The organism is Mesorhizobium sp. RCAM 05099 (assembly GCF_059683685.1).
The window spans coordinates 150,942-163,814 of the sequence record NZ_JCASJC010000002.1; the positions used below are offsets into that span (position 1 = coordinate 150,942).

Consider the following 12,873-nt stretch of genomic DNA (forward strand, 5'->3'; position numbering starts at 1 on the left):
GCCGGGTCAGCGCCTCTCGCGCCCGGCATAGGCGATCAGGCGAGCGGCTTGAGGCTTGGCTGGCATCACCGAGCCATGCGGATCGGATGTCGACGTCATCGCGCCGCGCTGGACCCAGGCCTGGAGGTCGTCGACGGCGTAGACGACGCGGCCGCCGAGTTTTCGATAGGCAGGCCCGGTGCCGTAGGTGCGGTGTTTCTCGAGCGTACGCGCAGAAAGACTGAGGAAATGCGCTGCTTCCGAAGTGCGCAGGTAGCGCGGCGGCAATGGCGCGGCGTCGGCATTCATGGGATGTCTCCTTGCGGCCGTCGCGATTGAACGGCGATCCATGGCCAGGATGGCGGAGCAAGGGCACCGTGGTCAGGTGCGCAATTGCGGGCCGCTATTTCGCACCGCCAAGAGGCTTTCAGGAGTGGCGGCGTCGCGCGCACATCAATTGGTGGTAGCCGCGCTCAACCATCTTCACGCCATCGCGCATCAAGCAACGCATCTGATGACAGGAAGCCCGGTGATGGCAGCCCGCGGCGCGAAAAGCTTCCGCGGTCACCGGCAGAAGACGCCTCGCCCGATACCGGGCGAGGCGTTGGCCAGTTCACTCGCCGTTGCGGCGGTTGGGGCGGGACCAGATGAGGCTGTGGCCCTCGCCTTCCTCGTCGGCGAAGAGGTTGGCGTAGATCGGAGCGGTGAAGCTCGGATCGTCCAGCTTGAGCCCGAGATAGTCGCGGCCCTCGTTGGAGCGCTTGGACCAGGCGGCGCCGATCTCGGCCTTGCCGACAACCACGCGGTGGCTTGGAGCGTTCTCGCCGCTGGCCCGGGTGTCGGGGACGATGCGTACGCCCTTGGCCTGGACGCTGAGGGTGACAATCTCGCCGGTGAACTCGTTCGCATTGGTCTTCTTGAAAGTGCCGATGGTAGCCATTTTCAGTCTCCGTTTTCTTCGTTTCCGAGCCCGCACCATGCGACCTCGATGGCGATCGCGGGGCCGGAGGCGACCGCCGCCGCATCGCTTGCGGCCGCAGCAAAGCGGAGGATGGCGCAGGCGCGCGTTTCTTGGTTCCGCGAGGAATGGGCTTTGCTCAGGGGAAGAAACGCGCGCCGCGCCATTGCGGCATAGGCGGTCGAGGCTTCAGCCGTCCTTCGGCCAGATCAGCCCGTTCGAGAGGTCGTTGGTGCGCTCGCGAAATGAAGGGGAGGCAATGGCGGCATCGGTGGACCCAGAGCCGATGCGGACTGGTTCGCCAAGATGTCAGCCTACAATGGCTTGACCCGCATCAAAGCCCCTGCCCATCCGGTTCCAAGTGCACGACCCCACACTACGAAGGTCCTGTTTGGGGCCGACAACGGACGGTCTGCTCCTGGCGCCGAGGATCGAATAGCTGCCGTTGAATACAGGATGATTTCAACGACGGCTTGCGGCTCCGTTGCCGTCATTCAGGTTGAATTGCTGAGCGCTGGAAACCTGCCGTCCAGTTTTTCGGCAATTTCCAAGGTGAATAGTGAGGGACCACCTGTCGCCAGGTGGCCCAATTCCAGTTTTTTGCCTAGACCTATTTCGCGGCCTTCTGTGCCGCGTAATAGCTTTCAAACAACGCCCCATATGCGGGTTCGACGTGGTCGACAAAGACCTTGGCGAAATCCATCGCGTCTGGGCGATCCCAAGTGTGCATCACCTCTGTAATCGCCGCGAATGTGTCAATCGGCATCGCGCCCGCCTGCGTGACCCGGGCAATGGATATGTCGGTCGCCATCTTCGACCAATTGCCCGATGCATCCACGATGCAGAACACTTTGTATCCAGCCTCGAGGGCTTTCAGTGCAGGAAACACCATGCAAATGCTGGTGAGTGTGCCTGCGATTAGCAGTGTCTTCCGCTTGGTTTTCTCGATGGCTTCGACAAAGGGGCGGTGATCCCACGCGTTGATCGGGCCGCTGCGCGGAACGTACACCGCATCGGGGTTGCTCAGAAGGATATCGGGAATGGTCGGACCATTAGCACCTTCGGGAACTGATGCCGTGACAACTGTCGGGATCTTCGCGATCTTCGCTACCTTCGCAAGAGCAGTTACGTTGTTACGGAGTTCCCTGTACTCCATATCACGGACCAACTGGAACAAGCCGCTCTGATGATCTATCAGCAGCAATACAGCATCGTTCGGGTCAATCATCCACTTGTTGGATGTCATGTCATTTCCTTTGGTTTTGGAACTGGATATGCTGCCTGCGGCGGCGGCTACCGCTGTCGTCGGCGTCGTCAGCAATGTCGCTGCGCCGGCTGCAGCGCCGGCAATAAGTATCTCTCTGCGCTTCATTTACTTCTCCGATCGATTGATATTTTTAAATGAGTTCCATCAAGCTGAAGAGGCGCGCGCTCGACCATGACTGCCAACTCAAGCCGTTTCTCGCCAATGACAGTGGACTGATCCAGTATCAGACACCGCCATGACCACCTTGGCCGCCCGGAATGCATTCTGGATGTCCACCGCGCTGCGGCGCTCTACCCGAGGCATGCCAGAGAAAATTGCGGCGAAACTTGTCGATAGCGATTTCCATAGTGCCTACTTGCCAGGTCATGAGCCGGCAGACTCGACCCGCGGCGGCTCTGGCGGCAACGGGATGAACTCCGTTTCGCCAGCGACTTCGGGGAAGCGGCCCTGCCGCCAGTCGTCCTTGGCCTGCTCGATCCGGTCCTTGGAGCTCGAAACGAAGTTCCAGTAGATGTGACGCTGCTCGGGAAAAGGTTCGCCGCCGACTAGCATCAGATGCGCTCCGCCGCGTGTGCTCACGATGATCTCCGCGCCAGGCTTGAAGACGACAAACTGCGCTTCGCCGAAAGTTCCTGTCTGGCCGGCGATTTCGATCTCGCCAGAGACGATAAACACCGCCCGCTCAATATGCTCCGTGGGCACTTGCAACCGCGCGCCAGGCTTGAGCAGGGCGTCGACATACATCAGGTCCGAATAGACCGGCACCGGCGAGCGTTCTCCGAACGCACTGCCCGCAACTACGGTGAGCGAGGCTCCCTCGGCCTGGAGCCTAGGCAGAGTGCCGTTGGCGTGATTGGAGAAACCCGGCTGCATTTCTTCGAGCGCCTTGGGCAAGGCGACCCAGATTTGCTGGCCGAACATCGTTCCACCTTGAGCCTGCAACTTCGCGGGTGAGCGCTCGGAGTGGACGATGCCGCTGCCCGCTGTCATCCAGTTCACGTCACCGGGACGGACCGTCTCAACGCTCCCGATGCTGTCTCGATGAACCATTTCGCCTTCGAGGAGATAGGTGAGGGTCGACAGACCGATATGGGGATGGGGGCGGACATTCAGGCCAGCCCCTTCTCGAAACACCACTGGTCCGAAATGATCGAGGAAAATGAAGGGACCAACCGTGCGGCGCTGTGCGGATGGGAGCGCACGGCGAACCTTGAACCCATCGCCCAGATCGCGAACAGGCGGAACGATCAAATGTTCCACTGCCGAGTCTGGCAGGGCACTCGTAACAGTCATTGCCGCCTCCATTGCAGAGTTCCAATTTGGCGCTGTCGCGCAGAGACCACGCTCCAACAGCGCAGTTTTCATCTCAAGAAGGACGTTGAGGTCCCGTCATCACATCCTGCATGGCTTTCAGGGGCGGATGTGTTGCGCCACCCATCGGTTAGGCTCGGGGTTCGGTAGAATTTCTTGATCGCGTCTAAGGATCGTAAATGCCACGTGCGTAGGTGTCGGGAAAGCCGGTATGTTACGATGCTATCCATCGGCACGGCCGATGGCTTTAAATCATCGAAGCATCCGTGGTCGACACGCAGTTTTGCCGGCGCGCCTTGCCGCCAACGATTGTATCGGCGAGCGTTGACGTGTCAGTGGGCGCTTGCATAAATAGGAGCAGCCTGCATGTTTTTAGGAAATCCATCGGTAAATTCGATAGAAAGGCCCAACGTGCTTGATGGTGTATCTCTCGACCAGTTGCGGACCTTTGTTGCTGCGGCTGACGAAGGAAGCTTCTCTGCTGCGGCCCGACGCCTCAGGCGAACCCAGTCCGCCGTCAGCGAAGCGATGGCCAACTTGGAGACGCAGCTTGGTGTCACGCTTTTCGACCGCAGCGCTCGATATCCGCGGCTGACGACCGAAGGTGGTGTCCTTCTTGCCGACGCTCGGGCTGTCGTTTCCGGCGTAGATGGCATGAAGGCACGCGCGAAGGGAATGTCGGGCGGGCTGGAGGCGGAGCTGGCTGCGGTGATCGACGTCTTCTTTCCGATCTCCGCGATTGCCGAGGTCGCTCACGAGTTTCGCGGACAATTCCCCGCCACACCTTTGCGGCTACTTGTCGAGGCCCTCGGCGGCGCGGTGCAACCCGTCTTGGATGGTCGCGCGAGCTTCGGCATTGTTGGATCTTTGCCAGTACTGCCCTCTGGCCTTGTGGCTGAGCGTGTCACCAGCGTTGACTTTGTCATGGTCGCGGCTGCAGACCATCCGCTCGCGGCGTATGGTGGCCTCATTCCACGGGATGAGCTGGCGCGACACGTTCAACTGGTGCTGACAGATCGATCCGATCTCTCGGCCGGGAGGGAGATCGGAGTCATATCGCCTTCAACCTGGCGGTTGGCTGACCTGTTTGCCAAGCACGCCTTTCTCATCAGCGGGCTGGGTTGGGGTGGCATGCCGCTCCATACCGTCGAGAAGGAGATCGCCGAGGGGCGGCTTGTTGAACTTTCGATCCAAGATATACCACGGGGCGGACTTGAGCTGCCGATATCGGCCATCTACCCAATCGCCTCACCTCCGGGACCCGCGGGCCGTTGGATGATCGAGCGCCTTAAACAGTGTTCAAATGAAATGCGGGGCAAATGGCCTATGGACAAGGTCTTCTCGATGTCCATGTCCGGCCCCGGGCGGTGATTCTGATACAGATCAATGTGATCGGTCTGCAGGCGACGCAGGGCGTAGTGTTTCCGAGCGATGGTCGAGTCTCTCGCGCACCATTGTGTCGTCGACACCGAACAAGACTGAAGCCGAACAACCGCTTTCGGAGAACGCATCGCCATCCTAAAGGGCCGAAATTGGGCACAAAGCCGCCATTTGCTTCACGATTGAGAGTAGGTGTCGGCTTGGAGACAGCACAAGAAGTGGGCAACGCGGCGGCACTCGTCAGAGATGGCGCCTTCGCGCGCGCAACAATTGGCGGTAGTCGCGCTCGACCATCTTCAGTCCGTCGCGCACGAGGCGATGCGTCTGGTAGCGAAAAGGCGAGTCCTGCCAGCCGGCGGCGCTGACCAGCCGCCGACCGAACAAAGCGGTCGCGACTTCAAAATGGGATGCCTGCTGGTCGCGGCCATCCAGGCATCGCAGCATGAGGCCAAGGCGTCGGCGCTGGGCGGCAGTCAAGCGAGCGTCCGGAACGTGCTGCCTATGGATCGAGCGAATGAACCGTTCGATCGCCTGGAGCCTGTCGTACGCCATGTCGTCGAGTGGAATGATGGCAGCCAGCGGTTCGCCTGGCTGCGCGTCTGCGAGAAGCGCCAGTTGCGTGCCGTCCGGCGCGGAGCGCACGTGATGGCCCACTTCGTCACGCTGGCCAGCGGCCAGTGAAACGTGGAGGGCGCGACCCTCCCGCACTCGCAGATTCGGCGGAACCTCGACTAGGTTCACGACCCCAGGGTCGATCTGAGGCGCCCAATAGACGGGCTGCTCGAATGCAGTTTGGTCAGGCCTGGCGGCGAAACTGCAAACCCCAGCGCTTGCGCAATGCGTGCATCGCCTTGGCCGAGCGAGAGGACGCGAAGTCCTGCTGATACTGAGGATTGCGTCGCAGGAACTCCCAGGCAATCGCATCGGCGGCGGCCCCTTTGACGAACGCATATGCCTGTGGGTCACGCCACTGCGATGTATCCGCCTTCATCCGCATCCTTCCCTTCTCAAGGATTTGATAGGGGGATGCGGCGTTGAGCGAAATCCTTGGATTCCGTCATTGACGAATGGACGAGGAGATATCCCGGCGACGAACGATCAGGCCGAGCTTTTGTGATGTCTACTGGCTTGCGCCTTGCAGTGTCTTGAATGTGTCCGTCCAGGCGCGATAGGCCTCATCATTGCCCTGGCTCCATGCGCTGAAGGCGCGCCAGGCAGCGAACGATGATGCAGGCTGCTCGAACAGCGAGCCGATCGGCTGATCGCCTGCGGGCCAGCCGGGAGGCTGATCGCTTATCGCTTCATGCGTGAGGCGCCGCAGATCGGCCAAGGCCGAGCGGATGTGCGGCAGCGGAAATTCGCAAAGGTCGGTGTTGTCAGTCGCCTCCCGAAGGATGACCGCGAGCTTGGCGACCACGCCCGCCAGGGACTGAGCAGGCGTCGCGGCAATCTCAGCCAGCAAGGCGTCCGCCTTTTCAGCGCCATCCTGCCCTTCCTTTAGGAAATCAGGACAGTCGCGGTCGGCGCCAACCCCCTCCCCGCGCCCAATCACTTCGCCTACAGGCATGAGCGCGCCGCACTCCAGGACCCCCTCCTCAGCCTGCTGCTGCCGGACGCACGAGGCCAGCATCGCAACGTGAGCGTCAATCCAGGCAAGGGACAGGAGAAGTGCTGGATCGGCCGACGGCTGGTTGTCGCCAATTGGTGGGGATTGTGAAGCTGCCTTATCTCCACTCACCGGCGCCTCCCGTTCTCACCCGTGACGAAAGGTCAATTGGTAGCTATCGTCAGAATCAATGAAGATTCTGAGCTATCAACGTCGTCGCGTAGTGGGGCCGAGCGAGGCTATTTCGCCAGACCTCATCAATGACTTCCGTAGGGTGGCATACTAAAAGCGGCTTTTTTGACCTATGTCAACCAAAAAGAACGATATTGAGAGTGATGCGATCTCTGTTCAGCAGTGTCGTGCTGCACGAGCCATGCTCGGATGGAGTCAGGGCGACCTAGCCGAGGCAGCCGCTGTTTCCAGGACTACGATAGTAGACTTCGAGAGGAGTATTCGTATTCCGCACCGAAACAATCTTGCTGCGATCCGCCGTGCGTTTGAGGCAGCGGGAATAGAATTCCTTGCGGAAAATGGCGGCGGTGCGGGCCTGCGATTTGCGCGAAGGTCTGATCAGACCTAGAGCACTCTCGCCTGGCGCGATTGCCAGGCGAGAGGATTTCGATTTACTCGCCGTTGCGGCGGCTGGGGCGGGACCAGATGAGACTGTGGCCCTCGCCTTCCTCGTCGGCGAAGAGGTTGGCGTAGATCGGAGCGGTGAAGCGACGCTTTTGTCGCGGACGTCCCCCATGGCTGAGCCCAAGGAAAACGACCCGCTTCCAGCTCGGCAATTATCTTGCCAGTGATCTCGTCGTAGAGGTTCGACCGGCCGGCGACAGGATGAGTTCGATTGGTCCGGACAGACATTGCGGTTCTCCGCGACGGGCGCCGAAGGCCTCTCCTTCCGCTTTTAACCCGTCGCGAAAAACCCGCCCCTCCTCTGACTCTCCGTCGGGAGAGCTCCTGCTCTCCCGACCATGTGAAAAAAGGGCGTACAAGGCGGAAGCACCGAAATGTCAGTCAGCGGGAATAAGTCAGTTCGGTGCTGGAGCAGGTTCGTGGCCCTGAGACCGGTTCAACAGGGCGGCCGAAGGAGCATCAGCATAGCGCCGCCGTGAGGCGGGATGCGGGACCGACCGCCCCCGGCGAAGGGCGCCATATGAAACTTTGCTCGCTAACGTGACCGCGGAGCAGGAAGCCATCCCCCCGCATGACGCATGTGGTCGATCCGGGCCACAGCTAACCCTCACCGGCCGATATTCACGAAATGACCGCCCTGCATACGCTTGCCGGCTTTCGCCATTTCCAGAAAGAAAACGCCAAGACGGAAGCGCAGCTGGCGATCCAGCGCGCCATGATGCGCGCCGGGAAGCCTTTACAGCCCGAGCCGCAGTTATTCGAAGGCGGACCCGGGGCCCGCCTTCGACGTCCGGCCTGGATTAGCCGCCCATCTTCTTTGCCATGGCGCAGAAATCTGCGTGCGACTTATTGAGCGTGGTATCGCCGCAATCTTTCAACACCGCTTTCTGCTCATCGGGTTTCATAGACGTCCATGCGGCCTTGAAATCCTTTTCCGTCTTCAAAGTTTTCATGCCGGCATCGGTGAAGAACGGTGACATCTTTGCCGGATCGTCGAGTGCAGATGTGTTGCCAGCGGCAAGAGCCGAACCGGTCATCATCGCAAGCGCCATCGCGCCCATTGTGAGCATCTTGGTGTTCATGGTTTCCTCCGTCGTTGGGTCATTCAGCATGACCTTCGGAAAAAACGTCGATTACCGAACTCGGTTCCCAGCGCTCCATTAGCGCAATCCCTGCATTACGAATTTGTAGCCCGGAATGCCGTGGGCCTCAGCCGCCCGTTTCGCATCCACACAGCCATTTCAATGATCAGCAGCGCGGGGGGTCAGAGATCGGCTCGTCAGGTAAATGGCCCGATATCCAATCGTAGATAAAATCGCTACCTCGTCTGCTCATTCCTCTCGGAAATCTTGCAGCGAAGCGTGCCGCAAATCTTCCTCACCGCGCAAGTGTTTGACGCGGCCGATCAGTCCGGGCCTGACCCAGTGGGTCGCCGGCCGTTTCATCCCCATGGGCGCCCGGCCCTGCGTGCTCCTGGACACGCTTCCACAGGCGCTCACGGATCGCGCGGCTGGAATTGATGAAGGCCGAGCCGACATACTTGCCGGTTTCCCTGTCGGCCATGAGCGCGAACGCAGGCTTGCCGGCCTCGCGCTCCACGCCAAGCAGATCGTATTCGTCGATGGCGTAGCATTTCGTCTTCAGCCAGTTCGTCGACGGGCCGCTGCGATACTTGCTGTCGCGGCGCTTTGATACCATGCCCTCAAGTCCGGCCTGGTCGAGCAGATGATAGATCGCATTGGCTTCGCCCGGCATCGGCTCGCTGAACTGGATGCGCCCGCCGGGCTCGATCATGCCGGCCAGGATTTCACGCCGCTCTTCCAGCGTCGTGTCGCGCAGATCGTGGCCATTGAGGTAAAGCAGGTCGAAGGCAACGAAATAGAGATCATGCTGCCGGCGCGTGATCGCCTGGCGCAGCTGGCCTGGGAGTTCCGTCGGGCAGCCTTGCGCTCGACGTCGGTGAGTTCCTGGCGACGCGGAAGTTCACGGTCAGGTTTTCTGGATTGGCCGCACACGCCGGGAAATCACCGGAGCAAGGCCGAAACGCGCTGCTCGCTGCGTGTCAGGCCGCCCTCGGGCTACACAGCCTCGCTCAGTCGGGCGAACCCGGCGTTAGGGTCAATGTAGGAACATTGCATGCAGGCGCGACCCTGAACGTCGTGCCGGACGAAGCGGTTCTGGAATTTGAGATCCGCGCCGCCGCGATGCCGGCGCTACAATTGCTTGATATGCGATGCCGGCGAATGATTGAGGCGAGCGCCGGCGCTTACGAAGTCACGACAGGTATCGAGCTTCGGGGCGAAGCATCGGATTGGCGCAACCCACCGACGATCGTCGACTGGGCCAAATCGGCAAACAGCAAACTTGGCGCTTTTGCGAACGTCCTGGACGCCCACTCCTTCGGAGCGAGCGAGGACGCAACTCTTCTCGCCTCAGCTGTTGCCGATCGAGGCGGGATTGCCGGTATCTTTGTTCTAGGCGCTGACATAGCGGACGGCCATCACACGCCACATTTCGACTTCGACGAAACAGTGCTTGCGGGCGGCACCCTCTTGTTGAGCGGCTTGATCGCGGCCGCGCTTTCGACTGAAAAGCAGGCTTCTGCGCAGACGCCACGTCTGTAGAGGTCGACCGGCGTGCGAAAGGTCGCGCCACGGTCAGGCCCCTCGCCGTTTCCTTTTCCTCGGGCGCTCTCCTCGCAATGGAGATGCAAGTACGCTGCCAGCCGCGGCGGCGTTGCCTCCGCTGGCCGAGGGTCGGCATGACGTCAGGCGATCAATGCTCAGCGCCATCAACAGGCTTCACGATTTCCGTTCCTGCAGAATGTTCCCGCCGTCGACAACGAGGACCGCACCGTTGATATAGCTGGCGGCAGGCGATGCAAGGAAAACGACTGCCGCTCCAACCTCTTCTGGGCGACCGGCACGTCCACATGGTGTGTTCAGGGCCGCTGACAACTCGGAGGGTGTCGACGCACCAGTTTGAATCCAGCCGGGAGCGACCGCGTTGACCGTAACCCCATTCGAGGCCACCTCGAGTGCCAGCGCATGGGTCAATCCCACCATGCCAGCCTTGGCCGCAGAGTATGCGGAAGAACCGGGACTCGATACGTACGGCCCAGTCACCGAAGCCACATTTACGATGCGCCCATATCCTGCCGATAGCATTGCTGGAAGGAAGGCCCTGGTGACCAAGAAAGCGGTCTTGAGGCTCACCGCGAGTTCATGATCCCATTCATCATTGGCAATTTCTGTGAGGCGCTTTTCAAGGGCGGGCTTCGCTCTTGTGCCCATCCCGGCATTGTTGACAAGAACATTGACCCTCCCGAGTTCGGACAAAAGGCGATCGACGTCCTCGGTCAGGGTTAGATCGCCTATGTGGCCACTTGCAGTGTGACCTGCGGCATTCAGTTCGTTCGCACGGTCGAGCACGCGATCCGTGGTTGCGGATAGTGCAACTGCGAAACCAGCCTCGGCCAGGAGCCTGGCACAGGCAAAGCCAATTCCATCTTTTGCACCTGCGCCGGTGATCAATGCTCTCGATCGCGTCACTTCAGCTCCCGTTTCGGTTGTTGCCGCGATTGGAGCCGATCACTCTCGGCCGGTCGGGGCATGCTCGTTTTCGATCGTGGCAAGGTTCAATTGAAGCTGTCAGGCCTAATTGGCCGACGTGTCTGCCAGCTTTCCCGAGAATAACGCGGCGCCACGCGTCTTGAGCAGGGCCATGGAAGTGTAATCGAGGATCGACAATCCGCCATCGACCACAAGCGTCTGACCAGTAATGAAGGACGCTTCAGCACTTGCGAGGAAGGCCACCGCCGCGGCAATCTCGTCTGGGGTCCCCATGCGATTGAAGACCCCTGGCGCAGTCTCCCATTCGCCCGAACTATCCGAGCTTAACGCAGGTTCGCTTTCATCCAAAGTTGTAGAGATCCAACCGGGGCTGACACAATTCGCCCGGATTCCGAATGGTGCACCTTCAACCGCCAACGAACGCGTGAGCGCCTCTACCCCCGCCTTCGCAACGCCGTATAGTCCCCAGTTTCCATGCAGTGTAGCTGTCGATGAGATGTTTACGATCGCACCGCCGCCGCAGTCGCGCATTGCGGGGAGCGCGTAAGAAGAGACGAAGTACGTCGAATCGAGATTAGGACCCCGCAACTTCGACCAGCGCAGGCCGGGCGGTTCATTGGCCTCAATGCCCGACCGGCGGGAGCCCACCCCGGCATTGTTGATCACGACATCCAGTCTGCCCCATTGGGCAACCTTGCTCACCAATTCTTCCACTGCCGCTTCGCTTGCCAAATCACATTGGAAGAAAGTTGCGCTACCGCCCGCAGACGCGATCTCCGCTTCTACCTCCAAACCTTTGGCACCGTCGCGACCGACAAGGGCAAGTCTCGCGCCCTCTTTGGCGAAGTACCGCGCTATCCCACGTCCAATACCGGAATTTCCCCCGGTGACGATCACGACCTTGTCTTCAAAACGCATCTCGCCCGCTCTCCTGATGAGATCATTACGCTGCCCAGTCTGATAGTTTAGAATTTTTCGCATACTCTAGCCGTCGCGGAGCCGATTTTTCGACACAGATGTCCTTCTCGCCAACATTGCCAGTGGCCTATCCAGAATGCCCTAGAACGTCAGCGTACTTTCGACAACATCGCCGATTCTCTGCCGCTTTCTCACCTGATTAGGTTGCACCGCAAACGCCTGTTGGAACGTTCGCCCGCCGAAGACGAGCGACATGGACAGCGCCTCACCATGTCGAGGCCGTCTTCGTCTCTGAGGTAACTGCCAACGGGATCGTAGCGAGGCGCATCCGGCGACCACGACGAACACAATACCATCACTTGCTTTATCCTCCCGAGGTGTAGGTTCAGCGCCCTGGTAGCAGGACGATGCTAGACATGGCCGGTGAGGACACATGTTCGAAGCATTTGTCGCGCCGGATTCAGGATGAACCTGCGAGGGGAACTCGGGTGGGAAATACGACTCGGCCAACCCACTCCTTCTTTTCTGGGCATCACAGCCACCCCGCCCCAAGGCTTGTCCTGCGGAGGATCGCACTCAGCAGGTGACGAGATCGGTGTGGCCAAAACCCTTGGAGTAGTCGAGCACGGATATGACCGTCGGCGTCACGCGGAATATTCGGACCTGGTCCGGAGTCGGCATCGGACCTGGCATGGAGGCTTGCTCCGGATACTTCAGCGGCAGCATCCGCAGGACCTTTTCTGCTTCGGCCCGGTCGGCCACCACCTGCGCGCGCGCCGCCATGGAAAGTCCAGTGATTTCCATCACCTGTGGCGTATCGTGATCGATGGTCAATGACACGCGATCATCTCGCGCCAAATTCATTGCCTTCTGGCTTTCCAGACCGCAGAGAAAATAGATGTTAAGGCCTTCGTTCACGTAGCCGACGGTCGTCGCTTGCGGCCAGCCGTCCGGCCTCAGCGTAGCGATTGTCATGATCCGGTGCTGGTCCAACAATGTCAGAACCTTGTTCTTGACCTCTTCGTTCATCGGGCGTCTCCAACGTCATTGCAGACGATCGTAGGGGCCACGGATCGTGTGACATTGATGCACATCAAGGCGATGGCCAGTTAACGCGCCCTGATGGGGAACCAGCAAGTAGCGCCACGAGCGGACATCGACCATCGACATTGACCGCCAGAGGGGACATTCGGCTCTGTTCGCCATTACGATGCTGGCTGTGAGGTCAGCCATCAACCCTCAAAAC

At 60.1% G+C, this 12,873-nt stretch carries 15 protein-coding genes and 2 pseudogenes; 3 read left to right on the forward strand and 14 right to left on the reverse strand.

What is annotated here, in order from left to right; translation table 11 throughout:
* Window positions 1-6: 6 nt before the first annotated feature.
* The 4 genes from AC56QQ_RS35480 to AC56QQ_RS35495 all read right to left on the reverse strand — a co-directional run bounded on the left by AC56QQ_RS35480 (window position 7) and on the right by AC56QQ_RS35495 (window position 3,497).
* A complete protein-coding gene (locus tag AC56QQ_RS35480; RefSeq protein WP_489863790.1) occupies window positions 7-288 on the reverse strand; it encodes a helix-turn-helix transcriptional regulator in 282 nt (93 codons plus the stop codon).
* A 304-nt stretch (window positions 289-592) separates the two neighbouring features.
* Window positions 593-919, reverse strand: coding sequence for a DUF736 domain-containing protein (locus AC56QQ_RS35485; RefSeq protein WP_113190782.1), 327 nt, complete (start codon window positions 917-919; stop codon window positions 593-595).
* Window positions 920-1,547: 628 nt separating this feature from the next.
* Window positions 1,548-2,183 (reverse strand): isochorismatase family protein, encoded by a 636-nt coding sequence (locus AC56QQ_RS35490; protein ID WP_497129669.1) that lies wholly within the window; start codon window positions 2,181-2,183, stop codon window positions 1,548-1,550.
* 384 nt (window positions 2,184-2,567) lie between these two features.
* On the reverse strand, window positions 2,568-3,497 hold the full coding sequence (locus tag AC56QQ_RS35495) for a pirin family protein (protein WP_497129397.1): 930 nt from the start codon (window positions 3,495-3,497) through the stop codon (window positions 2,568-2,570).
* Between the two features lie 429 nt (window positions 3,498-3,926).
* On the opposite strand from AC56QQ_RS35495, the gene AC56QQ_RS35500 reads away from it, so the two are divergent.
* On the forward strand, window positions 3,927-4,886 hold the full coding sequence (locus AC56QQ_RS35500; protein WP_497129671.1) for a LysR family transcriptional regulator: 960 nt from the start codon (window positions 3,927-3,929) through the stop codon (window positions 4,884-4,886).
* A 249-nt stretch (window positions 4,887-5,135) separates the two neighbouring features.
* Here AC56QQ_RS35500 and AC56QQ_RS35505 read toward each other — a convergent pair whose 3' ends face one another.
* The 3 genes from AC56QQ_RS35505 to AC56QQ_RS35515 all read right to left on the reverse strand — a co-directional run bounded on the left by AC56QQ_RS35505 (window position 5,136) and on the right by AC56QQ_RS35515 (window position 6,525).
* The gene (locus AC56QQ_RS35505; protein ID WP_489863921.1) at window positions 5,136-5,447 is read right to left on the reverse strand and encodes a DUF2285 domain-containing protein; all 312 of its coding nucleotides are present in this window, start codon (window positions 5,445-5,447) and stop codon (window positions 5,136-5,138) included.
* 244 nt (window positions 5,448-5,691) lie between these two features.
* Window positions 5,692-5,892 (reverse strand): transcriptional regulator domain-containing protein, encoded by a 201-nt coding sequence (locus AC56QQ_RS35510; RefSeq protein ID WP_497129399.1) that lies wholly within the window; start codon window positions 5,890-5,892, stop codon window positions 5,692-5,694.
* A gap of 123 nt (window positions 5,893-6,015) precedes the next feature.
* Window positions 6,016-6,525 (reverse strand): Y4oE-related protein, encoded by a 510-nt coding sequence (locus AC56QQ_RS35515; RefSeq protein WP_489863787.1) that lies wholly within the window; start codon window positions 6,523-6,525, stop codon window positions 6,016-6,018.
* A gap of 280 nt (window positions 6,526-6,805) precedes the next feature.
* Here AC56QQ_RS35515 and AC56QQ_RS35520 point away from each other — a divergent pair, with 280 nt between their 5' ends.
* Complete coding sequence (locus tag AC56QQ_RS35520; RefSeq protein WP_489863786.1) at window positions 6,806-7,081, forward strand: helix-turn-helix transcriptional regulator; 276 nt, start codon at window positions 6,806-6,808, stop codon at window positions 7,079-7,081.
* Between the two features lie 43 nt (window positions 7,082-7,124).
* Here the strand turns inward: AC56QQ_RS35520 and AC56QQ_RS35525 are convergent.
* From AC56QQ_RS35525 to AC56QQ_RS35540, 4 genes and pseudogenes are all read right to left on the reverse strand, one after another.
* Window positions 7,125-7,223, reverse strand: a pseudogene (locus tag AC56QQ_RS35525) (DUF736 family protein); the annotation flags it as partial.
* Window positions 7,219-7,365 (reverse strand): annotated as a pseudogene (locus AC56QQ_RS35530) (ArdC-like ssDNA-binding domain-containing protein); the annotation flags it as partial. The pseudogenes AC56QQ_RS35530 and AC56QQ_RS35525, both read right to left, overlap by 5 nt.
* 572 nt (window positions 7,366-7,937) lie before the next feature.
* Window positions 7,938-8,219, reverse strand: coding sequence for a hypothetical protein (locus tag AC56QQ_RS35535; RefSeq protein WP_489863785.1), 282 nt, complete (start codon window positions 8,217-8,219; stop codon window positions 7,938-7,940).
* A gap of 295 nt (window positions 8,220-8,514) precedes the next feature.
* Window positions 8,515-9,054: an ATP-dependent DNA ligase gene (locus AC56QQ_RS35540; RefSeq protein WP_497129673.1), complete on the reverse strand. Its 540-nt coding sequence runs from the start codon at window positions 9,052-9,054 to the stop codon at window positions 8,515-8,517.
* A gap of 50 nt (window positions 9,055-9,104) precedes the next feature.
* Here AC56QQ_RS35540 and AC56QQ_RS35545 point away from each other — a divergent pair, with 50 nt between their 5' ends.
* Window positions 9,105-9,761 (forward strand): peptidase dimerization domain-containing protein, encoded by a 657-nt coding sequence (locus AC56QQ_RS35545; protein WP_497109063.1) that lies wholly within the window; start codon window positions 9,105-9,107, stop codon window positions 9,759-9,761.
* Window positions 9,762-9,938: 177 nt separating this feature from the next.
* Here AC56QQ_RS35545 and AC56QQ_RS35550 read toward each other — a convergent pair whose 3' ends face one another.
* The 3 genes from AC56QQ_RS35550 to AC56QQ_RS35560 all read right to left on the reverse strand — a co-directional run bounded on the left by AC56QQ_RS35550 (window position 9,939) and on the right by AC56QQ_RS35560 (window position 12,656).
* Entirely contained in the window at window positions 9,939-10,670 is a 732-nt protein-coding gene (locus tag AC56QQ_RS35550; RefSeq protein WP_489863784.1) for an SDR family NAD(P)-dependent oxidoreductase, read from the reverse strand.
* Between the two features lie 123 nt (window positions 10,671-10,793).
* Window positions 10,794-11,627, reverse strand: a complete 834-nt coding sequence (locus tag AC56QQ_RS35555; protein ID WP_489863783.1) for an SDR family NAD(P)-dependent oxidoreductase — start codon at window positions 11,625-11,627, stop codon at window positions 10,794-10,796.
* Between the two features lie 576 nt (window positions 11,628-12,203).
* On the reverse strand, window positions 12,204-12,656 hold the full coding sequence (locus AC56QQ_RS35560; protein ID WP_489863782.1) for a pyridoxamine 5'-phosphate oxidase family protein: 453 nt from the start codon (window positions 12,654-12,656) through the stop codon (window positions 12,204-12,206).
* Between the last annotated feature and the right edge of the window lie 217 nt (window positions 12,657-12,873).